A 26,272-nucleotide genomic window follows, 5' to 3' on the forward strand; every position below is an offset into this window, starting at 1 on the left:
GGGCTGACTGGCCGCTTAGGCTGGATCGGGTTAGTTGGTGGCCGCGGAGCCGGTATCGGCTCCAACTGAAAAATTAAAGGAAGAAGCATGCCACGTCGTCGTGAAGTTCCCAAGCGGGAAGTATTGCCGGATCCCAAGTTCGGCAATGTAGATGTAGCCAAGTTTATGAATGTGTTGATGCTGTCTGGCAAGAAATCAGTTGCCGAGCGCATTGTGTATGGTGCTTTTGAACAAATTCAGACCAAGGGTGGCAAGGACCCGCTGGAGGTGTTCACGGTTGCGCTCAATAACGTCAAGCCGGTGGTCGAAGTGAAGAGCCGTCGTGTTGGTGGGGCGAATTACCAGGTTCCAGTCGAAGTGCGTCCGTCGCGTCGTATGGCATTGGCGATGCGTTGGTTGCGCGAGGCTGCGAAGAAGCGCAGCGAAAAATCAATGGCTCTGCGTCTGGCTGGGGAGCTGAGCGAAGCAGCTGAAGGCCGTGGCGGTGCGATGAAGAAGCGCGACGAAGTGCACCGGATGGCGGAAGCCAACAAGGCGTTCTCGCACTTCCGTTTCTAGGCATCCCGAACCCGGGCTGACGGAGCGAAATTCCGGGCGGGAGCGCTTACAAAGTGCCTCGCCCGTTTGTTTAAGGCGCAATGGTCTACTCCATCGCGCCATTCCCATAGAGGACTAAAGTGGCTCGCAAGACACCTATCGAGCGCTACCGCAACATCGGTATTAGCGCTCACATCGACGCTGGCAAAACGACGACGACCGAGCGCATTCTGTTTTACACCGGCGTGAACCATAAGATTGGTGAAGTGCACGACGGCGCTGCAACGATGGACTGGATGGAGCAGGAGCAGGAGCGTGGCATTACGATCACGTCGGCTGCTACCACGGCCTTTTGGAAAGGCATGGCTGGCGATCGCCCTGAGTACCGGATCAACATCATCGACACCCCGGGTCACGTTGACTTCACCATCGAAGTTGAGCGCTCGATGCGCGTACTTGATGGCGCCTGCATGGTGTACTGCGCTGTGGGTGGCGTTCAGCCGCAGTCGGAAACCGTTTGGCGTCAGGCGAACAAGTACAAGGTTCCCCGCCTCGCGTTCATCAACAAGATGGATCGTACGGGCGCGAACTTTTTCAAGGTTTATGAGCAGCTCAAGTTGCGCCTGAAGGCCAATCCGGTTCCTGTTGTGGTGCCTATCGGCGCCGAAGAATCGTTCCAGGGTGTGGTCGATCTGATCAAGATGAAGGCGATCATTTGGGACGATGCCTCGCAGGGGACAAAGTTCTCGTACGAGGACATTCCGGCGGAGCTGGCAGATACATGTGCTGAGTGGCGCGAAAAGATGATTGAGGCTGCCGCGGAATCAAACGAAGCCTTCATGAACAAGTATCTTGAGTCCGGTGAGCTGAGCGAAGAAGAAATCATCAAGGGTCTGCGGGATCGCACGATCGCTTGTGAAATTCAGCCGATGCTTTGTGGGACGGCGTTTAAGAACAAGGGCGTGCAGCGGATGCTGGACGCTGTGCTTGATTTCTTGCCGTCGCCGGTTGATATCCCGCCGGTTACCGGTGAGTTGGAAAACGGCGAGCGGGCTGAACGTCGTGCGGCTGATGATGAGAAATTCTCGGCACTGGCCTTCAAGATCATGACGGACCCATTCGTCGGTCAGTTGATCTTCTTCCGTGTTTACTCTGGAACGACCAAATCCGGCGATACGTTGCTCAACGCGACCAAAGACAAAAAAGAGCGTCTTGGCCGTATTTTGTTGATGCATGCAAATCAACGCGAAGAAATCAAGGAAGTGCATGCGGGCGATATCGCCGCTGCTGTGGGTCTGAAAGAAGCGACGACGGGCGACACGCTCTGCGATCCAGCTTTTCCGATTGTGCTTGAGCGCATGATTTTCCCTGAGCCGGTGATTTCGCAAGCTGTTGAGCCGAAAACCAAGGCTGACCAGGAAAAAATGGGTTTGGCGCTGAATCGTCTGGCTCAGGAAGACCCTTCGTTCCGCGTTCAAACCGATGAAGAATCGGGTCAAACTATTATTTCAGGAATGGGTGAGCTTCACCTTGAAATTCTGGTTGACCGGATGAAGCGCGAATTCGGTGTTGAGGCAACGGTTGGCAAGCCGCAGGTGGCATACCGCGAAACCATTCGCTCGGTTTGTGAGGAAGTTGAAGGCAAGTTCGTCAAGCAATCGGGCGGTCGTGGGCAATATGGCCACGTCGTGCTGAAGCTTGAGCCGCAAGAGCCGGGCAAGGGCTACGAGTTCGTTGACGCGATCAAGGGCGGTGTGGTGCCGCGCGAATATATCCCGGCAGTGGACAAGGGCATTACGGAAACATTGAAGGCGGGTGTGCTGGCTGGTTTCCCGGTCGTTGACATCAAGGTCACGCTGTTTTTTGGTTCGTACCACGATGTGGATTCGAACGAAAACGCGTTCAAGATGGCTGGCTCGATGGGTTTCAAGGAAGGCATGCGCCGCGCTAACCCGGTGCTGCTTGAGCCGATGATGGCCGTGGAAGTGGAAACACCAGAAGACTTCATGGGCAATGTGATGGGCGATTTGTCTGGCCGTCGCGGTATTGTCCAGGGCATGGATGACATGGTTGGCGGCGGCAAGATCGTCCGCGCAGAAGTGCCATTGGCAGAAATGTTTGGCTACTCGACGTCGCTGCGCTCTCTGACCCAGGGGCGTGCAACGTACACGATGGAGTTCAAGCATTACTCAGAAGCTCCGCGGAACGTTGCCGAGGCGGTTATCAACGCAAAGTCGAAGTAATTATTCACTGATCAATTTTTTTGAAAGAAGAGAAAAATGGCTAAAGGTAAATTCGAACGGACCAAGCCGCACGTGAACGTCGGCACGATCGGTCACGTTGACCACGGCAAGACGACGCTGACGGCGGCCATCACGACAGTGCTGACCGCGAAATTTGGCGGCGAAGCAAAAGCGTATGACCAGATCGATGCGGCGCCGGAAGAAAAGGCGCGTGGCATTACGATCAACACGGCGCACGTTGAATACGAAACGGCCAACCGTCACTACGCGCACGTTGACTGCCCGGGGCACGCTGACTATGTGAAGAACATGATCACGGGTGCGGCGCAGATGGATGGCGCGATCCTGGTGTGTTCGGCAGCAGACGGCCCCATGCCGCAAACGCGTGAGCACATCCTGCTGGCGCGCCAGGTTGGTGTGCCGTACATCATCGTGTTCCTGAACAAGTGCGACATGGTGGACGACGCCGAGCTGCTGGAACTGGTCGAGATGGAAGTGCGCGAGCTCCTGTCCAAGTACGACTTTCCGGGCGACGATACGCCAATCGTCAAGGGTTCGGCCAAGCTGGCGCTGGAAGGCGACAAGGGCGAGCTGGGTGAGGTGGCGATCCTGAGCCTGGCTGATGCACTGGATACCTATATTCCGACACCAGAGCGCGCAGTTGATGGGGCGTTCCTGATGCCAGTGGAAGACGTGTTCTCGATCTCGGGTCGCGGCACAGTGGTAACGGGGCGTATCGAGCGCGGTGTGGTGAAGGTTGGCGAAGAAATCGAAATTATCGGTATCAAGCCGACGGTCAAGACGACGTGCACGGGTGTGGAAATGTTCCGCAAGCTGCTTGACCAGGGTCAGGCGGGCGACAACGTGGGTATCCTGCTGCGTGGCACGAAGCGTGAAGACGTGGAGCGTGGCCAGGTTCTGGCCAAGCCGGGTTCGATCACGCCGCATACGCACTTCACGGCAGAAGTGTATGTGCTGAGCAAGGATGAAGGCGGTCGCCATACGCCGTTCTTTAACAACTATCGCCCGCAGTTCTACTTCCGTACAACGGATGTGACGGGTTCGATCGAGTTGCCGAAAGACAAGGAAATGGTGATGCCGGGTGATAACGTGTCGATCACGGTGAAGCTGATCGCGCCAATCGCCATGGAAGAAGGTCTGCGTTTCGCTATCCGTGAAGGCGGTCGTACCGTCGGCGCAGGTGTCGTCGCTAAAATCATCGAGTAAAACGTAATCGCAGTAGATGTATGTCAGGGAATGGGTCAATGCGGTGTTGTATTGGCTCATTCTCTCGTTCTTTTGTGTACGGTGGCGCTAAGCCGCCTCGCTCTTTTTAAGGAATGTCCATGCAGCAGCAACAGCAAAAAATTCGCATTCGCCTAAAAGCGTTTGACTACAAATTGATCGATCAATCGGCTGCTGAGATTGTCGAGACGGCTAAACGGACTGGCGCGATTATTCGTGGCCCGGTACCACTTCCTACCCGTATTCAACGTTTCGATATTTTGCGCTCGCCGCACGTGAATAAAACTTCACGCGACCAGCTCGAAATTCGTACGCATTTGCGCCTGATTGACATCGTCGATCCGACGGACAAAACCGTTGATGCCTTGATGAAGCTGGATCTTCCCGCTGGCGTTGATGTCGAAATCAAGCTGCAGTAACCCTTGTCTGGCAGTGCATTCATGGATGTCATTGCTAAGTTATTGATTGCTTGCGAAAAACGAAAGGCCTGGCTATAATGCAAGGCTTTTCGCGCATTTGCGCAAAAAAGCCGATGCTTGCCAAGTGGTGGCTTCGGCATTTTGTAAATTAGCCCCGACCAATCGCAGTTGGGAATGGAGAAAACGATGAGCCTTGGACTTGTAGGTCGCAAGGTTGGCATGACCCGTATTTTTACGGCTGAAGGGGACTCAATCCCCGTTACCGTACTAGACGTGTCCGACAACCGCGTGACGCAAATCAAGACTGTTGAAACCGACGGCTACATAGCCGTTCAGGTTGCATTTGGTAAGCGCCGCCGCTCGCGCGTGCGTAAGCCATTGGCAGGTCATCTCGCCAAAGCTGGTGTTGAAGCCGGTGAAATCCTCAAGGAATTCCAGATCGATGCAGCCAAGGCCGCTGAGCTGTCGAATGGCGCTGTCATCGATATCGATCTTTTCGAAGTAGGCCAGAAGATTGACGTGCAAGGCACGTCTATTGGTAAGGGCTACGCTGGTACGATCAAGCGTTATAACTTCGCGTCTGGTCGTGCATCGCACGGTAATTCGCGTTCGCACAACGTGCCGGGCTCGATCGGTATGGCGCAAGATCCAGGCCGCGTGTTTCCTGGTAAGCGCATGACTGGTCACATGGGTGACGTAACGGTGACAGTTCAAAATCTGGTAATCGCCCGTATTGATGCTGATCGCAAACTCTTGTTTATCAAGGGTGCTATTCCTGGTGCCAAGGGCGGCAAGGTTTTTGTGACGCCGGCTGTGAAGACGCGTGCTGTAAAAGGAGCGAAATAATGGAACTTAAGCTCCTTAATGCGAATGGTCAGGAAGGCTCGGCGGTGAGTGCCTCGGACGTCGTGTTTGGTCGTGACTACAATGAAGCCCTGATTCATCAGGTTGTGGTTGCTTATCAAGCCAATGCCCGTAGCGGTAATCGTGCACAAAAAGATCGTGAGCAGGTCAAGCACACGACCAAAAAGCCGTGGCGGCAAAAAGGTACGGGCCGCGCCCGTGCTGGTATGTCGTCAAGCCCATTGTGGCGTGGCGGTGGTCGGATTTTCCCGAATTCGCCAGAAGAAAATTTCTCGCACAAGGTTAACAAGAAGATGCATCGCGCAGGTCTCTGCTCGATCTTTTCCCAGTTGGCCCGCGAAGGTCGTATTTCGATCGTGGACGAATTGACGCTCGAAGCGCCTAAAACGAAATTGTTGGCTGAAAAATTTAAGGCAATGGGTCTCGAATCCGTGTTGGTTATTACCGATACGGTTGATGAAAACCTGTACCTCGCGTCGCGCAATCTCGCCCACGTGGCAGTTGTCGAGCCGCGCTATGCCGACCCGCTCTCGCTGATCTATTTCAAGAAGATCTTGATCACGAAGGCTGCTGTCGCCCAGATCGAGGAGTTGCTGTCATGAGCGAGATTCGCAAGAACGATCATCGTTTGATGCAAGTGCTGCTCGCGCCAGTGATCTCCGAAAAGGCGACACTCGTAGCAGACAAAAATGAGCAGGTTGTATTCGAAGTTGCCCCGGATGCTACCAAGCATGAAGTAAAAGCAGCGGTTGAGCTTTTGTTCAAGGTGGAAGTTGATTCGGTCAACGTCCTGGTTGCTAAGGGTAAGGCCAAGCGTTTTGGTCGCTTCATGGGTAAGCGTAAAGACGTTAAAAAGGCTTATGTGTGTCTTAAGCCTGGTCAGGAAATCAACTTTGAAGCGGAGGCCAAGTAATCATGGCAATCGTTAAAGTTAAACCGACATCGCCGGGTCGCCGTGCGATGGTCAAGGTGGTGAACAAGGAGCTGCATAAAGGCAAGCCTTTTGCTGCTCTGGTATCGCCGCAAAGCGTGACTGCTGGCCGTAACAATAATGGTCATATTACGACGCGCCATAAAGGCGGTGGTCATAAGCAGCACTACCGCATGATTGATTTTCGCCGTATTAAAGATGGTATTCCGGCAAAGATCGAGCGCCTTGAGTACGATCCAAACCGTAGTGCGAACATTGCACTGGTTCTGTACGCTGATGGCGAGCGCCGTTACATCATCGCTCCAAAGGGCGCTGTTGTTGGTCAGCCGTTGATGTCCGGTTCGGAAGCGCCGATTCGTTCTGGTAATGCGTTGCCTATCCGGAATATTCCGGTTGGTACAACGATCCACTGCATCGAAATGCTGCCAGGCAAGGGTGCGCAAATTGCCCGCTCAGCGGGTACTTCGGCAATGTTGCTGGCTCGTGAAGGTACTTACGCTCAGGTTCGGTTGCGTTCTGGCGAAATTCGCCGTGTACACATCGAATGCCGTGCAACCATCGGTGAAGTGGGTAACGAAGAGCACAGCCTGCGTCAGATCGGTAAGGCTGGCGCAAATCGCTGGCGCGGTATTCGCCCGACAGTTCGCGGCGTTGCCATGAACCCGGTTGATCACCCGCACGGTGGTGGTGAAGGCAAGACGGCAGCAGGGCGTGATCCTGTCAGCCCTTGGGGTACGCCTGCGAAGGGTTATCGCACCCGTAGCAATAAGCGCACAACGACGATGATCGTTCAGCGCCGTCACAAGCGTTAAGGAGTAGGCAATGGCACGTTCTGTAAAAAAAGGTCCGTTCTGCGACGCCCATTTGCTGAAGAAAGTTGAGGCGGCTGCAGCAACACGTGACAAGAAGCCAATCAAAACCTGGTCGCGTCGTTCAACGATCCTGCCCGATTTTATTGGTTTGACGATCGCTGTGCATAACGGCCGTCAACACGTTCCGGTATATATCTCGGAAAACATGGTCGGCCATAAGCTTGGCGAGTTTGCATTGACCCGGACGTTTAAGGGTCATGCAGCCGACAAGAAGGCCAAGAAATAAGGGGCTATCAAGATGGAAGTGAAAGCAATTCATCGCGGTGCCCGCATCTCGGCGCAAAAAACGCGCCTTGTGGCTGACCTGATCCGTGGTTTGCCAGTCGACAAGGCGCTGAACGTTTTAACGTTCTCGCCGAAGAAGGCTGCGGGAATCGTGAAAAAAGTCGTGCTGTCGGCAATTGCGAATGCGGAGCATAACGAAGGCGCCGATATCGATGAGCTCAAAATTACGAGCATTTATATTGATAAGGCGGCATCGCTCAAGCGTTTTACTGCGCGCGCTAAAGGCCGTGGTAACCGCATTGAGAAGCAATCCTGTCACATCACTGTGACGGTCGGGAATTAAGGGGCCATACGATGGGACAAAAAATTCATCCGACTGGCTTCCGTTTGGCCGTCAGCCGCAATTGGGCATCACGTTGGTACGCGAACAACACCAATTTTGCGGGAATGCTGCAGGAAGACATCGGTGTTCGTGAGTATCTGAAGAAAAAGCTGAAAAATGCCTCGGTGGGTCGAGTCGTGATTGAGCGTCCTGCAAAGAACGCGCGTATTACGATTTATAGCTCGCGTCCGGGTGTGGTTATCGGTAAGAAGGGCGAGGACATTGAGTTGTTGAAGTCAGAATTGCAGCGTCGGATGGGCGTTCCAGTTCACGTCAACATCGAAGAAATCCGTAAGCCGGAAACCGATGCGCAACTGATTGCTGATTCGATTACCCAGCAACTCGAGCGTCGTATCATGTTCCGCCGTGCGATGAAGCGGGCAATGCAAAATGCCATGCGATTGGGCGCTCAGGGTATCAAGATTATGAGCGCTGGCCGTTTGAATGGTATCGAAATTGCTCGTACTGAATGGTATCGCGAAGGTCGCGTACCACTTCACACGCTGCGTGCCGATATTGATTACGCAACTTCGGAAGCGAAGACGACCTACGGTATTATTGGCGTGAAAGTGTGGGTTTACAAGGGTGATACCCTTGGCCGCAATGATGCGCCGGCTGTAGAAGAGGTCGCTGAAGAGAAACGTCCGCGCCGTAACGCCCGTCCAGGCGGTGACCGTCGTCCGCGCCGTGATGGCGAAGGCGGAGCTCCTGCAGGTGCTCGCCGTGGTGCTCCTCGTCGTGCTGGCGGTGCCGGTAATGACGGGAAGACTGGAGAATAACGATGCTGCAACCGAAACGCAGAAAGTATCGCAAAGAGCAAAAGGGCCGTAATACTGGAATCGCCACCCGCGGTAACGCGGTGTCGTTTGGTGAATTCGGTTTGAAGGCTATCGGTCGTGGCCGTCTTACCGCGCGTCAGATCGAATCAGCGCGTCGTGCGATGACTCGTCATATTAAACGTGGCGGTCGAATCTGGATTCGCATATTCCCGGATAAGCCAATCTCACAAAAGCCGGCGGAAGTTCGTATGGGTAATGGTAAGGGTAATCCAGAGTACTACGTCGCAGAGATTCAACCAGGTAAGATGCTGTACGAAATGGACGGCGTAACCGAAGAGCTGGCACGCGAAGCGTTCCGTCTGGCTGCAGCGAAGCTGCCGCTTAAGACGAGCTTCATCGTGCGCCAGCTCGGTGCCTAAGGAGTAGATGATGAAGGCTTCCGAACTTCACCAGAAAGATCAGGCCGCGCTCAACAAGGAGCTGTCGGACCTGTTGAAGGCGCAATTCGGTCTGCGCATGCAACTCGCGACGCAGCAGCTCACTAACACGAGCCAGCTGAAGAAGGTTCGTCGTGATATCGCTCGCGTGCGGACCGTCCTGACTGAGAAGGCGAACCAGAAATGAACGATAGCGTGAAAACCTCGCTCAAGCGGACGCTGGTCGGCAAGGTCGTCAGCAACAAGATGGACAAGACGGTCACCGTGCTGGTTGAGCATCGGGTCAAGCACCCGATTTATGGAAAGTATGTTGTGCGGTCGAAGAAATACCATGCGCATGACGACGCAAACTCGTTCAACGAGGGTGACCTTGTTGAAATCCAGGAAACTCGTCCGATTTCAAAGACGAAAGCATGGATTGTGTCGCGTCTGCTTGAGGCCGCGCGCGTCATTTAATGTCGCGCTGTAGTAGATATAAATCGAAGTAGAAGTATGTTTTGCTTGCAGGGCCGAGATTATTTGTTATAATCTCGGTCTTCCCTCTTTGTGGGAGCCCCGTCGCGGGCGAAGTTGGTGGGGGAAGCGGGGCGGGCGCCAGCCTGCTCCGAAAGATTCACCGGATGCGATGGCGGGTTTCGTTTGCCGTCGCTGCTGTTCTAACCCAAGCAGCTGACAGGCTGACGGGACCAAGACTGACCGGGCGTGCCATGGTGGTACAGCCGGATTAAGTTGGGAAAGATAAACCATGATCCAGACCGAAACTCGGCTTGAAGTGGCCGATAACACGGGTGCACGCGAAGTAATGTGCATCAAGGTGCTCGGCGGCTCGAAGCGTCGTTATGCCAGCATCGGCGACATTATTAAAGTCACCGTGAAAGAGGCAACGCCGCGCGGGCGCGTGAAAAAAGGCGAAATTTACAATGCTGTAGTGGTTCGCACCGCTAAGGGCGTTCGCCGCCAGGATGGCTCGCTGATCAAATTTGATGGCAATGCCGCTGTATTGTTGAATGCCAAGCTTGAGCCTATCGGCACCCGGATTTTCGGGCCGGTCACGCGTGAGTTGCGTAGTGAACGATTTATGAAGATCGTTTCGCTGGCACCGGAAGTGCTGTGAGGAGTCGAGATGAACAAAATTCGTAAAGGTGACGAAGTAATTGTCACCACCGGTAAAGATAAAGGCAAGCGCGGCATTGTGCTGTCCGTTGGTGATGAGCGTGTGACTGTCGAGGGTATTAACCTCGTTAAGAAGCACGTGAAGCCGAACCCGATGAAAGGTACAACGGGGGTGTGGAAGCCAAGACGATGCCGTTGCATATTTCGAACGTCGCATTGGTTGACGCGAATGGCAAGGCGTCGCGTGTAGGCATCAAGGTCGAGGGGGAGCGGAAGGTTCGTTTTCTTAAGACGACTGGTGCTGAGCTGAGCGCCTGACGCTGCGGAGTAAAAAATGGCTCGTCTGCAAGAATTTTACAAAGAAACGGTTGTGCCCGGCCTCGTAGAAAAGTTCGGATACAAGTCTGTAATGGAAGTGCCGCGCATTACCAAGATCACTCTGAATATGGGTCTTGGTGAGGCTGTCGCTGACAAAAAAATCATCGAAAACGCTGTTGGTGATCTGACCAAAATCGCCGGACAAAAGCCGGTAATTACAAAGGCTCGCAAGGCCATTGCTGGTTTTAAGATTCGCCAGGGCTATCCGATTGGTTCGATGGTTACCTTGCGCGGTCGGGCAATGTACGAATTTCTGGATCGCTTTGTGACAGTTGCGCTGCCTCGTGTGCGTGACTTCCGTGGTGTATCAGGTCGTGCATTCGATGGTCGAGGTAATTACAACATCGGTGTGAAAGAGCAGATTATTTTCCCCGAAATCGATTACGACAAAATCGACGCATTGCGTGGGCTGAATATCAGCATTACGACTACTGCGAAGACTGACGACGAAGCAAAGGCTCTGCTCGCCAGCTTCAAATTCCCGTTCAGAAACTGAGGTTACCGTGGCTAAACTGGCACTGATCGAACGTGAAAAGAAGCGTGCACGCCTTGCTGCTAAGTACGCACCCAAGCGGGCTGAGCTGAAAGCGGTTATTGATGACGCGAGCAAATCGGATGAAGAGCGTTATGCCGCTCGTCTGGAATTGCAGCAGCTGCCGCGTAATTCGAATCCAACCCGCAAGCGTAATCGCTGTGCGATAACCGGTCGCCCACGTGGCACGTTCCGTAAATTTGGACTGGCACGAAATAAAATTCGTGAGATCGCATTTCGCGGCGAAATCCCTGGCCTGACCAAGGCGAGCTGGTAATAGGAGAAACGTAAATGAGCATGAGTGATCCTATCGCCGATATGCTGACTCGCATCCGCAATGCGCAGATGGTTGAGAAAGCTTCGGTAGCGATGCCCTCGTCGAAAGTCAAGGTTGCGATTGCGCAAGTCCTTAAGGACGAAGGCTATATAGATGATTTCGCGGTAGTAACTGAAGGTGCGAAATCTGAGTTAAAGATTGTATTGAAATACTACGCTGGACGTCCTGTGATTGAACGCATTGAACGCGTTTCAAAGCCAGGTCTCCGGGTTTATCGCGGTCACAACGACATTCCACAGGTCATGAATGGCCTTGGCGTGGCAATTGTGTCTACACCGAAAGGCGTGATGACAGATCGCAAGGCACGCGCTACAGGCGTTGGCGGCGAAGTCATCTGCTACGTCGCTTAAAGCCGAAAGGAGAGAGAAACATGTCTCGAGTAGGTAAAAGCCCGGTAGCGCTAGAAGGCGCAGAAGTGACCCTGGTTGACGGCAAGATTGTCATAAAGGGGCCACTGGGTACGATTTCGCAAGATGCAAATCCTCTTGTAATTATCAAGAACGAGAACGGCACGCTGACCTTTGAACCGGCTGATGAAAGCCGCGAGGCAAATGCGATGTCGGGCACGATGCGCGCGCTGGTTGCGAACATGGTGCGCGGTGTGACGAAAGGCTTTGAGCGGAAGCTAATGCTAGTTGGGGTTGGCTACCGCGCGCAAGCACAGGGCGACAAGCTGAATTTGTCGCTGGGTTTCTCGCACCCTGTGGTGCACCAGATGCCGGAAGGCATCAAGGCCGAAACCCCGTCGCAGACCGAGATCGTGATCAAGGGCATCAGTAAGCAACAAGTTGGTCAAGTCTCGGCGGAAATCCGAGGCTATCGTCCACCGGAGCCATATAAAGGCAAGGGTGTGCGGTATGCCAACGAGGTTGTGACCCTCAAAGAAACGAAGAAGAAGTAAAGGTGCGCAAACATGGATAAGAACCAATCTCGCCTGCGCCGCGCTCGTCAGACACGGATCAAGATCGCTGAGTTGCAAGTTGCTCGCCTTGCTGTGCATCGGACAAATACGCACATTTACGCGCAGGTGTTTTCGCCGTGCGGTACGAAAGTACTCGCTAGTGCCTCTACGCTTGAAGCTGAAGTGCGTGCCGAACTTGCTGACAAAACGGGTAAGGGCGGTAACGTAGCCGCTGCGATTGTGGTCGGTAAGCGTATTGCAGAAAAAGCTAAGGCTGCCGGCATTGAATCCGTCGCCTTTGACCGTTCGGGTTTTCGTTACCACGGCCGCATTAAAGCGCTGGCCGATGCGGCGCGCGAAGCCGGACTTAAGTTCTAAGGGAAGAATTCGTCATGGCAAAGATGCAAGCGAAAGTTCAGGCTGACGAACGCGACGACGGCCTTCGTGAAAAGATGATCGCAGTTAATCGCGTGACCAAAGTGGTTAAGGGTGGCCGAATTCTCGGTTTTGCTGCCCTGACCGTAGTGGGTGACGGTGATGGCCGCGTTGGTATGGGCAAGGGTAAAGCGAAAGAAGTTCCTGTTGCGGTTCAGAAAGCAATGGAACAAGCTCGTCGCAATATGTTTAAGGTGCCTCTTAAAAACGGTACGCTTCAACACGAAGTGCATGGTAAGCACGGCGCATCCATGGTTCTTCTCGCTCCGGCGAAAGATGGTACTGGTGTGATTGCCGGTGGTCCAATGCGCGCAGTGTTTGATGTAATGGGTGTGCAAAACGTCGTGGCTAAAAGCCACGGTTCGACAAACCCTTACAACCTCGTTCGTGCAACGCTCGATGGGCTGCGCAAGCAATCTACGCCGGGCGATATCGCAGCGAAGCGTGGCAAGTCCGTCGAAGATATTTTGGGCTAAGCCCAGGTGGTCACCATGTCTGATAAAACTGTCAAGATTCAGCTCGTTAAAAGCTTGATTGGAACGCGTGAGTCGCATCGGGCGACGATCCTCGGTTTGGGTTTGCGTCGTGTCAACTCAATTAGCGTGTTGCAAGACACACCGTCCGTGCGCGGAATGATCAACAAGGTTTCATACCTCGTTAAGGTCATCAGCTAAGCGTCTAATCAGGACTCAAGGAGTTGATAATGGAATTGAATAACCTTAAGCCTGCTAAAGGTGCAAAGCACGCCAAGCGTCGTGTAGGCCGTGGAATTGGCTCTGGCTTGGGCAAGACTGCGGGCCGAGGCCATAAAGGGCAGAAATCACGCTCAGGCGGTTTTCATAAGGTCGGCTTTGAAGGCGGTCAGATGCCTTTGCAACGCCGCTTGCCAAAACGTGGTTTTACCTCGCTGACCCGCGAATTTGTAGGTGAGGTGAGACTTTCTGATTTAGAGAAACTGCCAGTTGACGAAATTGACTTGCTCGCATTGAAGCAGGCTGGTTTGGTCGGTGAGTTGATCAAAAGTGCAAAAATCATCGCAACGGGTGAGCTGAAGCGTAAAGTCGTTGTGAAGGGACTAGGCGCAACTAAAGGTGCACGTGCTGCGATTGAGGCAGCGGGTGGTTCTTTTTCTGAATAACGTTCAAGCTATTTGTCGTTATTAGTATTGGTATCGGAGAAAGTACTTGGCCAACACCCCGAGTCTTGTGAAGCCAGCCCGAAGTGGGGGGAAGTTTGCCGACTTGCGTCGGCGGGCGATCTTTTTGCTTTTGGCCTTGATTGTTTACCGTATAGGCGCGCACATTCCGGTCCCCGGCATTGATCCGGAGCAGCTTGCAAAGTTGTTTCAAAGTCAGGCCGGCGGCATTCTCGGTATGTTCAACATGTTTTCGGGCGGCGCTCTCTCTCGGTTCACAATTTTTGCGCTTGGGATCATGCCGTATATTTCGGCGTCGATCATCATGCAGTTGTTGACGATTGTTTCGCCGCAACTGGAAGCGCTAAAGAAAGAAGGGCAAGCCGGACAGCGAAAAATTACGCAATACACGCGTGTATTTACCGTGTTGCTTGCTACGTTTCAGGCATTTGGCATCGCGGTGGCACTGGAAAATCAGCCCGGCCTGGTTACTGATGCAGGATTGGTCTTCAGGTTGACGACGGTTGTCACGCTTGTGACAGGAACGATGTTTTTGATGTGGCTGGGTGAACAGATTACTGAGCGCGGATTAGGTAATGGTATTTCGATCATCATTTTTGGCGGAATAGCAGCTGGTTTTCCTAATGCGATTGGTGGTTTGTTTGAGCTGGTCAGAACGGGTTCGATGGGGCCGGTCTCTGCGATCTTCGTGGTGTTCTTGATTGCAGCAGTGACGTATCTGGTGGTGTTCATCGAGCGCGGCCAGCGCAAAATTCTTGTGAATTATGCGAAACGTCAGGTTGGAAACAAAATTTACGGTGGCCAATCATCCCATCTGCCGTTGAAATTGAATATGTCGGGGGTGATTCCACCGATCTTCGCATCGTCGATTATTTTGTTCCCGGCAACGCTTTTAAGCTGGTTTAGTTCCGGCGAGCGGTCCGGCTGGCTTTCAGATACGTTGCACAACGTAGCGGAGGCACTTAAGCCAGGGCAGCCAGTCTATGTTTTGTTGTACGCGTTAGCTATCGTGTTTTTCTGTTTTTTCTACACCGCATTGGTGTTTAACAGCAGGGAAACTGCGGACAACCTGAAGAAAAGCGGTGCATTTGTTCCAGGTATCCGGCCGGGTGATCAGACTGCACGATATATTGATCGTATTTTGACTCGCCTCACGCTTGCTGGCGCTATTTACATCGTTTTTGTTTGCTTGCTGCCCGAATTTTTGGTGCTGCGCTGGAATGTGCCGTTTTATTTCGGTGGAACGTCACTACTCATTATTGTGGTTGTCACGATGGATTTCATGGCGCAAGTACAGTCGTACGTCATGTCGCAACAGTATGAGTCGCTGCTGAAGAAGGCTAACTTCAAAGGTGGCAATGTTCCAACGCGGTAAGCGGGGTGTGGGCAAGGTGGCGTTGTTCAAGTGCTGGGAGCGTCATCGTAAATTTGTCTGACTTGGCTGTTTAAGTTTTATAGTCAAGACGGTCATGTGGGACTGGAACACATATCCGGTAAGATGCGGGTGCGCTGTAGCCGCGTCTTGCTGGACGATAGTAACGATTGAGCTCACGCCCTACGATTTGTCGCGTGCGCGGATCGTGTTCCGGGCGAAGTGATTTGAAAAAAGGGTAATATCATGAAAGTGATGGCATCGGTTAAGCGCATTTGCCGCAATTGTAAGATCATCAAGCGCAAAGGCGTTGTGCGGGTGATTTGCAGCTCTGATCCGCGCCACAAACAGCGTCAAGGCTGAAAGCCGCGCTTTTGCTAGCGCTTTTTGTTTGAGGAAAAACAATGGCTCGTATCGCAGGGGTTAATATCCCGAATCACCAGCATACTGAAATTGGCCTGATGGCTATTTACGGTATTGGTCGCACGCGCTCACGCGGCATTTGCGTTGCTGCTGGTGTGGCATTTTCGAAAAAGGTCAAAGACCTGAACGACGCAGACCTCGAAAAGCTGCGTGAAGAAGTCGGCAAGTTCATCGTGGAAGGCGATTTACGTCGTGAAACTACGATGAATATTAAACGCCTGATGGATCTCGGTTGCTATCGTGGTGTGCGGCATCGCAAAGGCTTACCCCTCCGTGGGCAGCGTACGCGTACAAATGCCCGTACTCGGAAGGGTCCGCGTCGTGCAGCACAATCGTTGAAGAAGTAAGCGGAACTGACAGTTACAGGAAAATGTAATGGCTAAGGCTTCGAATAATTCTGCGGCGCAACGCGTTCGCAAGAAGGTTAAAAAGAATGTCGCGGAGGGCGTAGTTCACGTTCATGCGTCGTTTAACAACACCATTATCACGATCACTGACCGTCAAGGCAATGCGCTTGCTTGGGCGACGTCGGGTGGTCAGGGATTCAAGGGGTCACGTAAATCGACACCATTCGCAGCACAGGTCGCCGCTGAATCGGCCGGCCGGGTGGCAATGGAGTATGGTGTGAAGAACCTTGAGGTTCGTATCAAGGGCCCAGGCCCTGGCCGTGAATCTGCCGTTCGGGCGCTTCATGGTCTTGGCATCAAGATCACCGCGATCTCTGATGTAACGCCAGTTCCACATAACGGTTGCCGCCCGTCAAAGCGTCGCCGTATCTAAGTCGTTGTTTTTTGCATCGCACCTGTTGTCGCTTTGGGCGATAGCAGGTTGCGTGCGTTATAGATTCAATTAAGCCCACCGTTTACCCCTGTGGGGTGTGAACTAGCGTGAATTATATTCACGTGATTAATTTAGAAGGAATGCAACGTGGCACGCTATACAGGCCCGAAAGCCAAGCTTTCCCGTCGGGAAGGTACCGACCTTTTCCTGAAGAGCGCTCGTCGCTCACTCGCTGATAAATGCAAGCTGGATAGCAAGCCTGGTCAGCATGGCCGGACTTCCGGTGCACGCACATCCGATTACGGTACGCAGTTGCGTGAAAAGCAAAAGGTTAAGCGCATCTATGGTGTTCTGGAGCGTCAGTTCCGCCGCTATTTTGCTGATGCCGACCGCCTCAAAGGCAACACAGGTGAAAACCTGCTGCAATTGCTGGAATCCCGTCTGGACAACGTTGTATACCGTATGGGTTTTGCTTCCACACGTGCTGAAGCGCGTCAGCTTGTAAGCCACAAAGCAATTACGTTGAATGGCGTAGTGACAAACATTCCTTCGGCACAAGTGAAGGCAGGCGATATTGTTTCTATCCGCGAGCAAGCCAAGAAACAGGCTCGTATTCTGGAAGCGCTGTCGTTGGCTGAGCAGGGTGGTTTGGCAAGCTGGGTATCGGTTGATGCCAAGAAGTTTGAAGGTACATACAAACAAATGCCGGAACGCAGCGACATCGCTGGCGATATTAATGAAAGCCTGATCGTCGAATTGTATTCGCGCTAATCGGATTGACAGCCGAAGTACCTGTTACTCTGCAAAAGGTCATTTCGGCTGTTTATTTTCAGGTTGTTGCCGGTCAGCCTTATCGGTGTAACGAGCCGAGGGTATTGGAAAGGAAACCCTATGCAAACCAGTTTGTTGAAACCGAAGATTATCGCTGTTGAAATGCTCGGCGAGAGCCACGCGAAAGTGGTCATGGAACCGTTTGAACGTGGTTATGGCCATACGTTGGGAAATGCGCTTCGGCGGGTATTGTTGTCTTCGATGCTGGGTTATGCGCCGACAGAAGTAACGATTGCTGGTGTGGTTCATGAATATTCAACGCTCGATGGTGTGCAGGAAGATGTTGTCAATCTGCTACTAAACCTGAAAGGGGTGGTGTTCAAGCTGCATAACCGTGACGAAGTCACGGTTTCGTTGCGTAAAGATGGGGAAGGCGTGGTAACGGCACGTGATATTGAGCTGGCTCACGATTGTGAAGTCATCAATCCAGATCACGTCATCGCGCATCTGTCAAAAGGCGGTAGCCTTGACGTGCAGATCAAGGTAGAAAAAGGTCGTGGTTATGTGCCTGGTAATGTTCGCCAGTATGGTGAGGATGCAGGCAAGATCATTGGCCGGATTGTGCTTGATGCATCGTTTTCGCCGGTTCGTCGTGTGAGCTATGCAGTTGAAAGCGCACGGGTTGAACAGCGTACTGACCTTGACAAGCTCGTGATGAATATTGAAACCAATGGTGTGATTTCACCAGAGGAAGCGATTCGTCAGTCGGCGCGTATTCTGGTCGACCAGTTGTCGGTATTCGCGGCGCTGGAAGGTACGGAAGCAATGGCAGAAGCGCCGTCGCGTGCACCACAGATCGATCCGATCCTGTTGCGTCCGGTGGATGATCTGGAGTTGACGGTCCGTTCAGCCAATTGCCTTAAAGCCGAAAATATTTACTATATCGGCGATTTGATCCAGCGCACTGAAAACGAGTTGCTGAAGACACCGAATCTTGGCCGGAAGTCGTTGAATGAGATCAAGGAAGTGCTGGCTTCTCGTGGCTTGACCTTGGGCATGAAGCTCGAAAACTGGCCACCAGCCGGTCTCGACAAGTAAACAGCGCAGCGTCGTAGTACCAGGTAGCAAAGACGCGGATTTTGCTTTAAGATCCGCGGCGTACTTTTTTATACCGGCCCGTGTGTCCATACAGGATGCGATAGAAGAGCTGGACCAAAACTTTGAATCAAGGAAGCTAAAATGCGTCACCGTCATGGTTTGCGGAAACTGAACCGCACGAGCAGCCACCGTCTGGCAATGCTCCGTAATATGTCCAATTCGCTGATCCAGCATGAAGTGATCAAGACAACGTTGCCGAAGGCTAAAGAGCTTCGCAAAGTGGTTGAGCCTCTTATCACGCTGGGTAAAAAACCGTCGCTGGCAAACCGCCGTCTGGCATTCAATCGTTTGCGTGACCGTGATTCGGTAACGAAGCTTTTTGAAGTGCTCGGCCCCCGTTTTGCTACGCGTCCTGGCGGTTATCTGCGTGTTTTGAAGTTTGGTTTCCGTGTTGGCGATAATGCGCCAATGGCACTGGTCGAATTGCTTGATCGCCCGGAAGTCGCTGAAGAAGAAAACGTCAGCGAAGCCGAATAAGCGGTTTTTGTTGTTTGAAAAAGCCAGATCAAAGCGTTAGCTTTGATCTGGCTTTTTTTATCACGGTGGAAAGTAAGCATTCCAGCGCGATGTTAGGATGGCACGGATGCCATTTTTAGTGGGGCAATGTCAGGGTGATGATGACTATAACGCTGATTTTGACGACGCTACCCGACGACGAGTCGGCACAAAACCTGACATCCGCCGTGTTGTCGGCACGTCTTGCCGCTTGTGTGACCCGTCTGGGTGCCAGCCGGTCTAGTTATCACTGGCAGGGCAAGATCGAAACTGCCGACGAAATCCCATTGCTATTCAAAACTAGTGCTGTACGTGCGCTGGAGCTTGAGCGTTTTATTCTTGCGCAGCATCCTTATAGCACCCCCGAGCTCCTTCAATGGTCGGCGTTGGCTTCCGATGCTTATGGCCGGTGGGTTCTCGCTGAAACTCAGCCTCTTCTTCATGTTTAATCGACTTTCCTGCTACATGCATACTGCGCGCTGGCGTGCCGCGTTGCTGCTTGCCTCCCTTGCTCTTGCCCTGTTCACGATCAATCATGCGGTAGCTGATGATTTTCTCAACCCGGCGGATGCGTTCAAATTCAGTGCTCAAGAGCAAGGCGGTGGCATAGATATCCATTTCAAGATCGCGGATGGGTATTACATGTACCGCGAGCGGTTTGTCTTCGGCGTTCGCAATGGCACTGCCAGGATCGGCGCGCCGCAATTGCCGCCAGGAAAAGTCAAGTTTGATCAGACGTTCCAGAAAGAGGTCGAAACCTACCGTCATGAGGTCAGCATCCATGTTCCCGTTGAACAAGCTTCAGGACCATTCGATCTCGTTGTTACATCGCAAGGATGTGCGGACGCGGGTATTTGTTATCCACCTGCTGAACATGTTTATCGGGCAAGCGGTATGCCATCGTCAGCGGTCGGAGTGGCCGGAGCTATGGAGTCTGCGCCTTGGTATGAGCGTGCGACCAGCCTGGATTATGCGCAGTCCCTGCTTCAAGGCGGAAGTTTTCTCGGCATTATCGGTTTGTATTTTCTCGCAGGGATTGTGCTGAGCCTTTTGCCATGCTCGTATCCGATGATCCCGATTCTCTCTGCCATCATCATTGGCGAAGGGGCACGCGTGACCCGGTTGCGCGGGTTTGCGTTATCGCTGTCATATGTCATCGGTATGGCGCTGGTTTATACGGCGCTGGGTATCGCGGCCGCCATAGTTGGCCAAAGTCTCGGTGCATGGTTGCAGAACCCCTGGGTGCTGGGCGCATTCGGTGTGCTGTTGGCCGCGTTTGCGTTGACGTTAATCGGCGGTGTTGATATTTCCCTGCCTGGCCGTTGGCAAGACAGTGTCTCTCGTTCGTCTTCACGCTTTTCGGGCGGCAAATTTGTCGCCGTTGCGCTGATGGGTGCGCTTTCCGCACTGGTGGTCGGCGCCTGCATGACGGCCCCCCTGTTTGCTGTACTCGCGTTTATTGCTCATACAGGAAGCGCGCTGCTTGGGGGCGCCGCGCTCTTTGCCATGGGGATCGGCCTGGGTATTCCGTTATTGCTGATTGGGCTGGGGGCCGGTTCATTGTTGCCGCGCGCAGGGGCCTGGATGAACGGCGTGAAGGTGTTCTTTGGTGTGATGTTGCTTGCCGCCGCATTCTGGATCGTCTGGCCTGTGATCAGCGCGACGGCGCAGATGTTGCTGGGTGCGTTGTGGCTGCTGGTGGCCGCGGTTGGTCTGGGATTACTATCGCCGCTTGTTAGCGGTAGTTCGATCTGGCGTCGTCTCGCACGTGGCGTTGGCGTGACATGTGCCATCTGGGCTGGATTGATACTGATAGGGATAGCGGGAGGTTCAGTGGATCCCTTGCGTCCGCTAGCGGTATTTGCTGCGACACGGGGGGGCATGCCCGCTACGCCTGGTGCGGCTGCTCATGACGCGTTATCGTTTGCACCCGTCCCTTCATCCGCGAAGCTCGATCAGGCGCTGGCGGCTTCTTCCAAACCCGTGATGCTCGATTTCTACGCGGACTGGTGCGTGAGTTGCAAGGAGATGGAAAAATTCACCTTCTCTGATCCGCGCGTGACTGCACGGCTTAAGTCTTTTAATTTGTTGCGTGCTGATGTGACAGCGAACAATGCCGATGATCAGATGCTTCTCAAGCGTTTCAGGTTATTTGGGCCGCCAGGTATTATTTTTTTTGATCGTGAAGGAAAAGAACTTGTTCGTGTCGTGGGGTACGAATCGGCGGACAAGTTTTTGCGCAGTCTCGAGCGTGCTGGTGGCGCTTGATCGAGTACAAGCTGGGTTTTTGCCGGGAGTCTGAAAAAAACGGAGGCATGCCTCCGTTTTTCGTGCGCTGCTACAGAAAGCAAATGACGTTTATTTTTGTGCGCGCAAGATACGTGCTGCATCAAGCGCGAAGTAAGTCAAAATGCCATCCGCCCCGGCTCTGCGGAATGCCAGCAACGATTCCATCATCGCCTTGTCGTGATCCAGCCAGCCATTTTGCGCTGCGGCCTTGAGCATCGCGTATTCACCGCTTACCTGATACACATACGTTGGAAAACGGAATTCGTCTTTGACCCGGCGCACGATATCCAGATACGGCATGCCTGGTTTAACCATCACCATATCGGCGCCTTCCTCGATGTCAGCACGTACTTCGCGTAGCGCTTCGTCGGAGTTGGCGGGATCCATCTGGTAGGTCATCTTGTTGCTTTTGCCAAGATTCGTCGCAGAACCGACCGCATCGCGGAACGGGCCATAGAACGCCGAGGCAAATTTGGCCGAATAGGCCATGATTTTCGTGTGAATGTAGTCTTCGCTCTCCAGCATTTCCCGGATTGCACCGATACGTCCATCCATCATGTCAGACGGTGCCACGATATCGACACCGGCTTGCGCTTGCACGCGTGCTTGCTCAACCAGAATTTCGACGGTTTCATCGTTAATCACATAACCGGCTTCGTCGAGGACGCCATCCTGGCCGTGGCTCGTATAGGGATCGAGCGCCACGTCGGTGAGCACCCCGAGATCCGGAAAGCGCTTTTTCAGCTCTCGTACCGCACGCGGGACCAAGCCTTCTGCGCGGGTCGCTTCACGGCCATCGGGGGTTTTCAACGAGGGGTCAATAACGGGGAAAAGCGATAGAACGGGCACGCCCAGTTCCAGACATTGCTCGGCTACGCCAAGCAACAGATCAACGGAAAGCCGCTCGACTCCAGGCATTGAAGGCACAGCTTGCCGCGTGTTCACGCCTTCAGTGATAAATACGGGATAAATCAGGTCGTTGGTGGTCAGGATGTTTTCGCGCATCAGGCGACGCGAGAAATCGTCACGGCGCATGCGGCGAGGACGGTAATGGGGGTAAATGCTCATATTAAATAGGGTAGAGGTGGTGGAAGCAGGCCTGCCCCTGAACGGTAAAAACCTTTCAGGACGATGGTATATCATACCGTCCGAGCAAGGCGCTCTGCGCTAACCTCCCCGCTTCTCCTCCCTGAGCGGGTGCCTGTCGGTTTCGATTAGGCTGTTTGCCCGCCGTCATTAACGGCGGGTTTTTTTATGCGTGCTTCAATCTGGCGCGCTTATATCTACGAGATTCTCGAGTTTATGCCGTTGCCACGTCGTCAGGCGTAGGAGCAACCAGCCAGCGTTCAAGATGTTCATGGGCTTCATCGAGCCCTACGCGTTTGAGCGCTGAAAAAAGTTGTGCCGTGAGTTCGCCTTGATAGCCCGCGTCACGATATTCGGCGAGTCCTTTCTGGGTGGCGCGCAATGCATTGACGCTTTCTTGCCGCGTGAGCTTGTCGCTTTTGGTGAGCAAGGTGTGAATGGGTTTGCCGGTAGGCGCGAACCATTCAATCATGAGCCGGTCAAGCTCGGTAAGCGGGCGGCGCGAATCCATCATCAGAATCAAGCCGCGCAATTGCGCGCGCGATTGCAGATACATCGACAGCAGCGCTTGCCAATGCGCTTTTGCGGCGCCAGGTACTTCTGCGTAGCCATAGCCTGGGAGATCGACCAGGTGAGCGACGGGCGCATCAGCTGGGCCGACCGCGAAATAATTAATGTGCTGGGTGCGCCCGGGCGTCTTGCTGGCGAATGCAAGCTGCTTCTGGTTGCACAGGATATTGATGGCCGTGGATTTTCCAGCGTTTGAGCGGCCAGCAAAAGCGATTTCTGGTTGAGGTGTTGCCGGCAAATCGCGCAGGTGATTGACGGTGATGAAGAAGCGGGATTGGTGGAGCAGGAAGGACATGGGCAGGCCGGGAGATGAGACGCCACGATGGCCCGGAGCGGGGCGGGACTTGCCCGACTGGCGTCTTCGTAATTAGCGGGTTATTGTACAATACGATGGTTTACCTGAAGGTCTGCGGGACGGGCAGGTTAGTCCATGCGGTTACCCGGTTGCCGTCGTGTTTTGCCAAAACTCTAATTCCCACAAGACGAAACAGGGTGCGCGAATGAACCGACTCGGCAAGTTTCTGGTGGTACTCCACACGGCAGCAGGTTTTTTTGTTCTGGCAGCGCAGGCTGACGCGGCTGGTCCGGTAAAGCTCGATATCAACCGGGGCCAGGCGATTGCAACTCAGGTTTGCGCTGCGTGTCATGGTGCCGATGGTAATAGTGCGGCTGGTGCTTATCCGAAACTGGCGGGGCAACATCCTGAATATCTCGTCAAACAGTTGAAGGATTACAAGGCTCAGCCGGGTGGCAAACCTCCCTTGCGCAATAATCCGGTTATGACGGGTATGGCCGCAGCGCTTTCCGATCAGGACATGGTCAATGTATCCGCTTATTTTGCATCGCAGGCTGCCAAGCCCGGCTATGCGCGTCACAAGGAAACGCTAGCGCTTGGGCAAAAAATTTACCGCGGCGGCCTGGCTGACAAGGGTGTGCCTGCCTGCGCCAGTTGTCACGGGCCAACCGGTTTGGGCATCCCATCGCAGTATCCACGGTTATCTGGACAATGGGCGGATTACACCGTGGCGCAACTGGTGGCATTCCAGCAAGGGCCTGGAGCACGTAATAACAGTGAACCGATGCATGCCACCGCGTTGCGTCTGTCCGATAAAGAAATCAAGGCCGTAGCCGATTACATCGCGGGCTTGCATTAATTGCCAGTTCGCACGCAAGTGCAGTCAGCCCTTCGAGGCTGGTGAAAAACAAGAAAAGGGTGGGGGCGTCGTGTGGCAACGGTCGCCCATCACCCTTTTTTGCTGTTAGCCGGAGTTTGAATGAGCGTTACCAAGTCGGAATTGCCTTTGAAGCCTTTAAAGCCTCTGAAATCTTCGAAGTCAGGCCAGCGCGCCTCGCGTCGTGTGATCGAGTTGCTGAGTTCCATGCGTTTTGCGGTTGCCTTGCTCGTGATCCTTTCGATTGCGAGCATTATCGGCACCGTGCTGACTCAAGATGATCCGTATCCTAATTACGTCAACCAGTTTGGCCCGTTCTGGGCCGATATCTTCCGCTCGCTGACCCTGTACAACGTGTACAGCGCATGGTGGTTCATGCTGATCCTCGGTTTTCTGATGGTGTCGGTTTCGCTATGCGTGATCCGCAATGCACCGAAGATGATCGCTGACATGAAGAGCTGGAAAGACAAGGTTCGTGAAGGCAGCTTGCGGGCGTTTCATCACAAGGCGGAATTTGTCGTAGAAGGCTCGCGTGTTCATCTCGCCGAAACCCTGGCAAAAATGCTGCGCAAGATGGGCTATAAGTGGGTCACGCGCGAGCGCGATGGCGCAACGCTGATCGCCGCTAAACGTGGCGCGCTGACAAAGATCGGCTATATCTTTGCGCACGTCGCTATCGTGGTGATCTGTATTGGCGGCCTGCTCGATAGCAACTTGCCGATCAAGTTGCAGATGTGGCTTTTCGACAAAACGCCAATCAATAGCAATATTGTGATCAACGATATTCCGCCAGCGCATCGGCTGGCGCCGTCCAATCCCTCATTTCGTGGCTATGCATGGGTGCCGGAAGGCCAGCATGTGTCCACCGCAATCCTGAATCAGCCCAATGGCTCGCTGATTCAGGATTTGCCCTTCTCTATCGAGCTGAAAAAGTTCATCGTCGATTACTACTCGACGGGCATGCCCAAGCTTTTCGCCAGCGATATCGTCGTGATCGACCACAAGAGCGGCGCTCGTATTCCGGCCCGGATCGAAGTCAACAAACCGTTTACCTACGATGGCGTGTCGATCTACCAGTCGAGCTTCCAGGACGGCGGCTCGCAAATGGAAATGACTGCCTGGCCGATGAGCGGTGATAGTGCGAAAACCGTGCCGTTCGGCGGCACGATCGGCGGCGCGGCACCGCTGCAGACATCGCTGCCGGGCGCGAAGGGCGAAACCGTTGAGTTCGCTGATTTTCGCGCCATCAACGTTGAGAATATTTCGAATGGTAGCGGGGAGAACGATGTGCGCGGCGTCACCGCGCATCGCTCGCTGAAGGAAGCGTTTGATGAGCGTCTTGGATCGGGCGCGAAATCCGCCCGGCCGATCGATTTGCGCAATGTCGGCCCATCCGTCCAGTACAAGGTGCGTGACCAGGATGGCCAGGCGCGCGAGTACAACAACTACATGCTGCCCGTCGACGTGGGCGGAGAGCGGATGTTTCTGGCGGGCATGCGCGCCAATCCTAACGATGCTTTTCGTTATCTGCGGATTCCTGCGGATGAGGCGGGGTCGGTCGGCGAGTGGATGAAGCTGCGAGCTGCGCTCGAAAACCCCGCGCTGCGTACCGAAGCGGCCCGGCGTTTTGCCGAGCGCTCGGTGGCGGGGGCGAATCCGGAACTGCAACACAATCTCGAAGAAAGCGCCCAGCGCGTGCTGATGCTGTTCTCCGGTGCGGACGCGAGCATCGGCAAGATGCCTGGCGGGCAAAACATCGGCGGTTTTCAGGCGGTGGCGGCTTTTATCGACCATTCGGTACCGAAACCCGAGCAGGAAAAGGCGGCGGGCTTGCTATTACGCATGCTGGAAGGCTCGTTTTGGGACCTCTGGCAATTGGCCCGGACGCAGGCGGGCGAGCCTGCGATGGCCCCGTCAGCCGAAAACAGCCGTTTTGTGCAAAGCGCTATTAATGCGATATCTGACAGCTTTTTGTACGGATCACCCGTCTATTTGCAGCTTGATTCGTTTAAACAGGTGCAAGCCTCAGTATTCCAGCTGACTCGGGCACCCGGCAAAAAACTCGTGTATCTTGGCAGCCTGCTGCTGGTTGTGGGTATCTTTTCGATGTTCTATATCCGTGAACGCCGACTCTGGTTTTGGCTCAAAGATAGCGGCCAGGGCGCGAATGTCGTCATGGCCATGTCGACTGCACGCAAAACCATGGATTTCGAAAAGGAATTCATTCAAACGCGCGCGGTTGTGAGCGCAACGCTGGGCACTCATCCCATTAGCACCGCCAGTACGGGCAGTCCCGATGAAGCCGCTCCGGCGAATTCAAGCCGTGCACCGTCCACAGATCCACACGATTCGACCCGCTAAGTTTCGACC

General features: G+C 53.8%; 36 protein-coding genes and 2 pseudogenes. 36 read left to right on the forward strand and 2 right to left on the reverse strand.

The window, feature by feature from the left end; translation table 11 throughout:
• Nucleotides 1–87 precede the first annotated feature (87 nt).
• The 34 genes and pseudogenes from rpsG (at nucleotide 88) to dsbD (ending at nucleotide 21,053) form a co-directional block, all read left to right on the forward strand.
• Nucleotides 88–558, forward strand: a complete 471-nt coding sequence (rpsG, locus tag GH657_RS02405) for a 30S ribosomal protein S7 (protein WP_006053291.1) — start codon at nucleotides 88–90, stop codon at nucleotides 556–558.
• 119 nt (nucleotides 559–677) lie between these two features.
• Entirely contained in the window at nucleotides 678–2,780 is a 2,103-nt protein-coding gene (gene fusA, locus GH657_RS02410) for an elongation factor G (RefSeq protein WP_153099210.1), read from the forward strand.
• 36 nt (nucleotides 2,781–2,816) lie between these two features.
• Nucleotides 2,817–4,007 carry an elongation factor Tu gene (gene tuf, locus GH657_RS02415; RefSeq protein WP_153099199.1) on the forward strand — a complete coding sequence of 397 codons (1,191 nt, stop codon included), beginning with the start codon at nucleotides 2,817–2,819 and terminating at the stop codon, nucleotides 4,005–4,007.
• A gap of 119 nt (nucleotides 4,008–4,126) precedes the next feature.
• Complete coding sequence (gene rpsJ / locus GH657_RS02420) at nucleotides 4,127–4,444, forward strand: 30S ribosomal protein S10 (RefSeq protein WP_153099211.1); 318 nt, start codon at nucleotides 4,127–4,129, stop codon at nucleotides 4,442–4,444.
• 186 nt (nucleotides 4,445–4,630) lie between these two features.
• Nucleotides 4,631–5,290 carry a 50S ribosomal protein L3 gene (rplC, locus tag GH657_RS02425; protein WP_153099212.1) on the forward strand — a complete coding sequence of 220 codons (660 nt, stop codon included), beginning with the start codon at nucleotides 4,631–4,633 and terminating at the stop codon, nucleotides 5,288–5,290.
• Nucleotides 5,290–5,910, forward strand: coding sequence for a 50S ribosomal protein L4 (gene rplD, locus GH657_RS02430; protein ID WP_153099213.1), 621 nt, complete (start codon nucleotides 5,290–5,292; stop codon nucleotides 5,908–5,910). The genes rplC and rplD overlap by 1 nt, the downstream gene beginning before the upstream one ends.
• Complete coding sequence (rplW, locus tag GH657_RS02435; protein WP_153099214.1) at nucleotides 5,907–6,221, forward strand: 50S ribosomal protein L23; 315 nt, start codon at nucleotides 5,907–5,909, stop codon at nucleotides 6,219–6,221. The genes rplD and rplW overlap by 4 nt, the downstream gene beginning before the upstream one ends.
• Before the next feature lie 2 nt (nucleotides 6,222–6,223).
• Nucleotides 6,224–7,051, forward strand: a complete 828-nt coding sequence (gene rplB, locus GH657_RS02440; RefSeq protein WP_153099215.1) for a 50S ribosomal protein L2 — start codon at nucleotides 6,224–6,226, stop codon at nucleotides 7,049–7,051.
• Between the two features lie 10 nt (nucleotides 7,052–7,061).
• On the forward strand, nucleotides 7,062–7,337 hold the full coding sequence (gene rpsS / locus GH657_RS02445) for a 30S ribosomal protein S19 (protein ID WP_042623627.1): 276 nt from the start codon (nucleotides 7,062–7,064) through the stop codon (nucleotides 7,335–7,337).
• A 12-nt stretch (nucleotides 7,338–7,349) separates the two neighbouring features.
• Nucleotides 7,350–7,679 carry a 50S ribosomal protein L22 gene (rplV, locus tag GH657_RS02450; RefSeq protein ID WP_153074407.1) on the forward strand — a complete coding sequence of 110 codons (330 nt, stop codon included), beginning with the start codon at nucleotides 7,350–7,352 and terminating at the stop codon, nucleotides 7,677–7,679.
• A gap of 11 nt (nucleotides 7,680–7,690) precedes the next feature.
• Nucleotides 7,691–8,497 (forward strand): 30S ribosomal protein S3, encoded by an 807-nt coding sequence (rpsC, locus tag GH657_RS02455; protein ID WP_153099216.1) that lies wholly within the window; start codon nucleotides 7,691–7,693, stop codon nucleotides 8,495–8,497.
• A gap of 2 nt (nucleotides 8,498–8,499) precedes the next feature.
• Nucleotides 8,500–8,916, forward strand: coding sequence for a 50S ribosomal protein L16 (rplP, locus tag GH657_RS02460; RefSeq protein ID WP_153099217.1), 417 nt, complete (start codon nucleotides 8,500–8,502; stop codon nucleotides 8,914–8,916).
• A gap of 10 nt (nucleotides 8,917–8,926) precedes the next feature.
• Nucleotides 8,927–9,121, forward strand: a complete 195-nt coding sequence (gene rpmC, locus GH657_RS02465; RefSeq protein ID WP_007180130.1) for a 50S ribosomal protein L29 — start codon at nucleotides 8,927–8,929, stop codon at nucleotides 9,119–9,121.
• A complete protein-coding gene (rpsQ, locus tag GH657_RS02470) occupies nucleotides 9,118–9,390 on the forward strand; it encodes a 30S ribosomal protein S17 (RefSeq protein WP_153099218.1) in 273 nt (90 codons plus the stop codon). The genes rpmC and rpsQ overlap by 4 nt, the downstream gene beginning before the upstream one ends.
• A gap of 289 nt (nucleotides 9,391–9,679) precedes the next feature.
• Nucleotides 9,680–10,048 (forward strand): 50S ribosomal protein L14, encoded by a 369-nt coding sequence (gene rplN, locus GH657_RS02475; RefSeq protein ID WP_006052212.1) that lies wholly within the window; start codon nucleotides 9,680–9,682, stop codon nucleotides 10,046–10,048.
• 9 nt (nucleotides 10,049–10,057) lie between these two features.
• Nucleotides 10,058–10,365: pseudogene (rplX, locus tag GH657_RS02480) on the forward strand (50S ribosomal protein L24).
• 16 nt (nucleotides 10,366–10,381) lie between these two features.
• Complete coding sequence (gene rplE / locus GH657_RS02485) at nucleotides 10,382–10,921, forward strand: 50S ribosomal protein L5 (RefSeq protein WP_153099219.1); 540 nt, start codon at nucleotides 10,382–10,384, stop codon at nucleotides 10,919–10,921.
• A gap of 7 nt (nucleotides 10,922–10,928) precedes the next feature.
• Nucleotides 10,929–11,234: a 30S ribosomal protein S14 gene (gene rpsN / locus GH657_RS02490; RefSeq protein ID WP_153099220.1), complete on the forward strand. Its 306-nt coding sequence runs from the start codon at nucleotides 10,929–10,931 to the stop codon at nucleotides 11,232–11,234.
• A gap of 14 nt (nucleotides 11,235–11,248) precedes the next feature.
• The gene (gene rpsH / locus GH657_RS02495; RefSeq protein ID WP_153099221.1) at nucleotides 11,249–11,644 is read left to right on the forward strand and encodes a 30S ribosomal protein S8; all 396 of its coding nucleotides are present in this window, start codon (nucleotides 11,249–11,251) and stop codon (nucleotides 11,642–11,644) included.
• 20 nt (nucleotides 11,645–11,664) lie between these two features.
• Nucleotides 11,665–12,195, forward strand: coding sequence for a 50S ribosomal protein L6 (rplF, locus tag GH657_RS02500; protein WP_153099222.1), 531 nt, complete (start codon nucleotides 11,665–11,667; stop codon nucleotides 12,193–12,195).
• Between the two features lie 12 nt (nucleotides 12,196–12,207).
• Nucleotides 12,208–12,573 (forward strand): 50S ribosomal protein L18, encoded by a 366-nt coding sequence (rplR, locus tag GH657_RS02505; protein ID WP_153099223.1) that lies wholly within the window; start codon nucleotides 12,208–12,210, stop codon nucleotides 12,571–12,573.
• Between the two features lie 14 nt (nucleotides 12,574–12,587).
• Nucleotides 12,588–13,106 (forward strand): 30S ribosomal protein S5, encoded by a 519-nt coding sequence (gene rpsE / locus GH657_RS02510; RefSeq protein WP_153074418.1) that lies wholly within the window; start codon nucleotides 12,588–12,590, stop codon nucleotides 13,104–13,106.
• Nucleotides 13,107–13,121: 15 nt separating this feature from the next.
• The gene (gene rpmD / locus GH657_RS02515) at nucleotides 13,122–13,304 is read left to right on the forward strand and encodes a 50S ribosomal protein L30 (protein WP_153099224.1); all 183 of its coding nucleotides are present in this window, start codon (nucleotides 13,122–13,124) and stop codon (nucleotides 13,302–13,304) included.
• A gap of 29 nt (nucleotides 13,305–13,333) precedes the next feature.
• Entirely contained in the window at nucleotides 13,334–13,768 is a 435-nt protein-coding gene (gene rplO, locus GH657_RS02520; protein WP_153099225.1) for a 50S ribosomal protein L15, read from the forward strand.
• Between the two features lie 46 nt (nucleotides 13,769–13,814).
• Nucleotides 13,815–15,161, forward strand: coding sequence for a preprotein translocase subunit SecY (gene secY, locus GH657_RS02525; RefSeq protein WP_153099226.1), 1,347 nt, complete (start codon nucleotides 13,815–13,817; stop codon nucleotides 15,159–15,161).
• Nucleotides 15,162–15,248: 87 nt separating this feature from the next.
• Nucleotides 15,249–15,384 (forward strand): annotated as a pseudogene (locus tag GH657_RS17955) (S1 domain-containing protein); the annotation flags it as partial.
• 20 nt (nucleotides 15,385–15,404) lie between these two features.
• A complete protein-coding gene (gene rpmJ, locus GH657_RS02530; RefSeq protein WP_004199844.1) occupies nucleotides 15,405–15,521 on the forward strand; it encodes a 50S ribosomal protein L36 in 117 nt (38 codons plus the stop codon).
• A 41-nt stretch (nucleotides 15,522–15,562) separates the two neighbouring features.
• Complete coding sequence (gene rpsM, locus GH657_RS02535; protein WP_153099227.1) at nucleotides 15,563–15,928, forward strand: 30S ribosomal protein S13; 366 nt, start codon at nucleotides 15,563–15,565, stop codon at nucleotides 15,926–15,928.
• A 28-nt stretch (nucleotides 15,929–15,956) separates the two neighbouring features.
• Nucleotides 15,957–16,361 (forward strand): 30S ribosomal protein S11, encoded by a 405-nt coding sequence (gene rpsK, locus GH657_RS02540; RefSeq protein WP_153074423.1) that lies wholly within the window; start codon nucleotides 15,957–15,959, stop codon nucleotides 16,359–16,361.
• A gap of 147 nt (nucleotides 16,362–16,508) precedes the next feature.
• Nucleotides 16,509–17,132, forward strand: coding sequence for a 30S ribosomal protein S4 (rpsD, locus tag GH657_RS02545; protein WP_153099228.1), 624 nt, complete (start codon nucleotides 16,509–16,511; stop codon nucleotides 17,130–17,132).
• A gap of 120 nt (nucleotides 17,133–17,252) precedes the next feature.
• Nucleotides 17,253–18,230 (forward strand): DNA-directed RNA polymerase subunit alpha, encoded by a 978-nt coding sequence (locus GH657_RS02550; RefSeq protein ID WP_153099229.1) that lies wholly within the window; start codon nucleotides 17,253–17,255, stop codon nucleotides 18,228–18,230.
• Between the two features lie 141 nt (nucleotides 18,231–18,371).
• Nucleotides 18,372–18,767 (forward strand): 50S ribosomal protein L17, encoded by a 396-nt coding sequence (gene rplQ / locus GH657_RS02555; protein ID WP_153099230.1) that lies wholly within the window; start codon nucleotides 18,372–18,374, stop codon nucleotides 18,765–18,767.
• 140 nt (nucleotides 18,768–18,907) lie between these two features.
• Nucleotides 18,908–19,234 (forward strand): divalent-cation tolerance protein CutA, encoded by a 327-nt coding sequence (cutA, locus tag GH657_RS02560; RefSeq protein ID WP_153101603.1) that lies wholly within the window; start codon nucleotides 18,908–18,910, stop codon nucleotides 19,232–19,234.
• Nucleotides 19,227–21,053 (forward strand): protein-disulfide reductase DsbD, encoded by a 1,827-nt coding sequence (dsbD, locus tag GH657_RS02565; protein ID WP_153101602.1) that lies wholly within the window; start codon nucleotides 19,227–19,229, stop codon nucleotides 21,051–21,053. The genes cutA and dsbD overlap by 8 nt, the downstream gene beginning before the upstream one ends.
• A 90-nt stretch (nucleotides 21,054–21,143) precedes the next feature.
• On the opposite strand, the gene hemB is transcribed toward dsbD, so the two are convergent.
• Both hemB and yihA read right to left on the reverse strand, forming a co-directional pair.
• Nucleotides 21,144–22,142, reverse strand: a complete 999-nt coding sequence (gene hemB, locus GH657_RS02570; protein WP_153099231.1) for a porphobilinogen synthase — start codon at nucleotides 22,140–22,142, stop codon at nucleotides 21,144–21,146.
• Between the two features lie 232 nt (nucleotides 22,143–22,374).
• Nucleotides 22,375–23,025 (reverse strand): ribosome biogenesis GTP-binding protein YihA/YsxC, encoded by a 651-nt coding sequence (gene yihA / locus GH657_RS02575; RefSeq protein WP_153099232.1) that lies wholly within the window; start codon nucleotides 23,023–23,025, stop codon nucleotides 22,375–22,377.
• Between the two features lie 205 nt (nucleotides 23,026–23,230).
• Between yihA and GH657_RS02580 the strand changes: the two genes are divergently transcribed.
• A complete protein-coding gene (locus GH657_RS02580; protein WP_153099233.1) occupies nucleotides 23,231–23,884 on the forward strand; it encodes a c-type cytochrome in 654 nt (217 codons plus the stop codon).
• 120 nt (nucleotides 23,885–24,004) lie between these two features.
• Entirely contained in the window at nucleotides 24,005–26,263 is a 2,259-nt protein-coding gene (locus GH657_RS02585; RefSeq protein ID WP_153099234.1) for a cytochrome c biogenesis protein ResB, read from the forward strand.
• The last annotated feature ends 9 nt before the right edge of the window (nucleotides 26,264–26,272 follow it).

It is taken from the genome of Paraburkholderia hayleyella (assembly GCF_009455685.1).
Taxonomy (GTDB): Bacteria; Pseudomonadota; Gammaproteobacteria; order Burkholderiales; family Burkholderiaceae; genus Paraburkholderia; species Paraburkholderia hayleyella.

Bases quoted from the DNA above. Each gene is read 5' to 3' on its own strand.
- dsbD (WP_153101602.1), top strand. From the start codon at position 19,227: ATGTTTAATCGACTTTCCTGCTACATGCATACTGCGCGCTGGCGTGCC.
- rpsE (WP_153074418.1), top strand. From the start codon at position 12,588: ATGGCAAAGATGCAAGCGAAAGTTCAGGCTGACGAACGCGACGACGGC.
- rplV (WP_153074407.1), top strand. From the start codon at position 7,350: ATGGAAGTGAAAGCAATTCATCGCGGTGCCCGCATCTCGGCGCAAAAA.
- rplE (WP_153099219.1), top strand. From the start codon at position 10,382: ATGGCTCGTCTGCAAGAATTTTACAAAGAAACGGTTGTGCCCGGCCTC.
- cutA (WP_153101603.1), top strand. From the start codon at position 18,908: ATGACTATAACGCTGATTTTGACGACGCTACCCGACGACGAGTCGGCA.
- rpsQ (WP_153099218.1), top strand. From the start codon at position 9,118: ATGAACGATAGCGTGAAAACCTCGCTCAAGCGGACGCTGGTCGGCAAG.
- rpsH (WP_153099221.1), top strand. From the start codon at position 11,249: ATGAGCATGAGTGATCCTATCGCCGATATGCTGACTCGCATCCGCAAT.
- rplP (WP_153099217.1), top strand. From the start codon at position 8,500: ATGCTGCAACCGAAACGCAGAAAGTATCGCAAAGAGCAAAAGGGCCGT.
- rplR (WP_153099223.1), top strand. From the start codon at position 12,208: ATGGATAAGAACCAATCTCGCCTGCGCCGCGCTCGTCAGACACGGATC.
- rpmD (WP_153099224.1), top strand. From the start codon at position 13,122: ATGTCTGATAAAACTGTCAAGATTCAGCTCGTTAAAAGCTTGATTGGA.
- rplO (WP_153099225.1), top strand. From the start codon at position 13,334: ATGGAATTGAATAACCTTAAGCCTGCTAAAGGTGCAAAGCACGCCAAG.
- rplF (WP_153099222.1), top strand. From the start codon at position 11,665: ATGTCTCGAGTAGGTAAAAGCCCGGTAGCGCTAGAAGGCGCAGAAGTG.
- yihA (WP_153099232.1), bottom strand. From the start codon at position 23,025: ATGTCCTTCCTGCTCCACCAATCCCGCTTCTTCATCACCGTCAATCAC.
- rpsK (WP_153074423.1), top strand. From the start codon at position 15,957: ATGGCTAAGGCTTCGAATAATTCTGCGGCGCAACGCGTTCGCAAGAAG.
- GH657_RS02585 (WP_153099234.1), top strand. From the start codon at position 24,005: ATGAGCGTTACCAAGTCGGAATTGCCTTTGAAGCCTTTAAAGCCTCTG.
- rplW (WP_153099214.1), top strand. From the start codon at position 5,907: ATGAGCGAGATTCGCAAGAACGATCATCGTTTGATGCAAGTGCTGCTC.
- tuf (WP_153099199.1), top strand. From the start codon at position 2,817: ATGGCTAAAGGTAAATTCGAACGGACCAAGCCGCACGTGAACGTCGGC.
- rpsS (WP_042623627.1), top strand. From the start codon at position 7,062: ATGGCACGTTCTGTAAAAAAAGGTCCGTTCTGCGACGCCCATTTGCTG.
- rpmJ (WP_004199844.1), top strand. From the start codon at position 15,405: ATGAAAGTGATGGCATCGGTTAAGCGCATTTGCCGCAATTGTAAGATC.
- rpmC (WP_007180130.1), top strand. From the start codon at position 8,927: ATGAAGGCTTCCGAACTTCACCAGAAAGATCAGGCCGCGCTCAACAAG.
- rpsJ (WP_153099211.1), top strand. From the start codon at position 4,127: ATGCAGCAGCAACAGCAAAAAATTCGCATTCGCCTAAAAGCGTTTGAC.
- rpsG (WP_006053291.1), top strand. From the start codon at position 88: ATGCCACGTCGTCGTGAAGTTCCCAAGCGGGAAGTATTGCCGGATCCC.
- hemB (WP_153099231.1), bottom strand. From the start codon at position 22,142: ATGAGCATTTACCCCCATTACCGTCCTCGCCGCATGCGCCGTGACGAT.
- rplQ (WP_153099230.1), top strand. From the start codon at position 18,372: ATGCGTCACCGTCATGGTTTGCGGAAACTGAACCGCACGAGCAGCCAC.
- rpsC (WP_153099216.1), top strand. From the start codon at position 7,691: ATGGGACAAAAAATTCATCCGACTGGCTTCCGTTTGGCCGTCAGCCGC.
- rplB (WP_153099215.1), top strand. From the start codon at position 6,224: ATGGCAATCGTTAAAGTTAAACCGACATCGCCGGGTCGCCGTGCGATG.
- rplN (WP_006052212.1), top strand. From the start codon at position 9,680: ATGATCCAGACCGAAACTCGGCTTGAAGTGGCCGATAACACGGGTGCA.
- GH657_RS02550 (WP_153099229.1), top strand. From the start codon at position 17,253: ATGCAAACCAGTTTGTTGAAACCGAAGATTATCGCTGTTGAAATGCTC.
- rplC (WP_153099212.1), top strand. From the start codon at position 4,631: ATGAGCCTTGGACTTGTAGGTCGCAAGGTTGGCATGACCCGTATTTTT.
- GH657_RS02580 (WP_153099233.1), top strand. From the start codon at position 23,231: ATGAACCGACTCGGCAAGTTTCTGGTGGTACTCCACACGGCAGCAGGT.
- rplD (WP_153099213.1), top strand. From the start codon at position 5,290: ATGGAACTTAAGCTCCTTAATGCGAATGGTCAGGAAGGCTCGGCGGTG.
- rpsM (WP_153099227.1), top strand. From the start codon at position 15,563: ATGGCTCGTATCGCAGGGGTTAATATCCCGAATCACCAGCATACTGAA.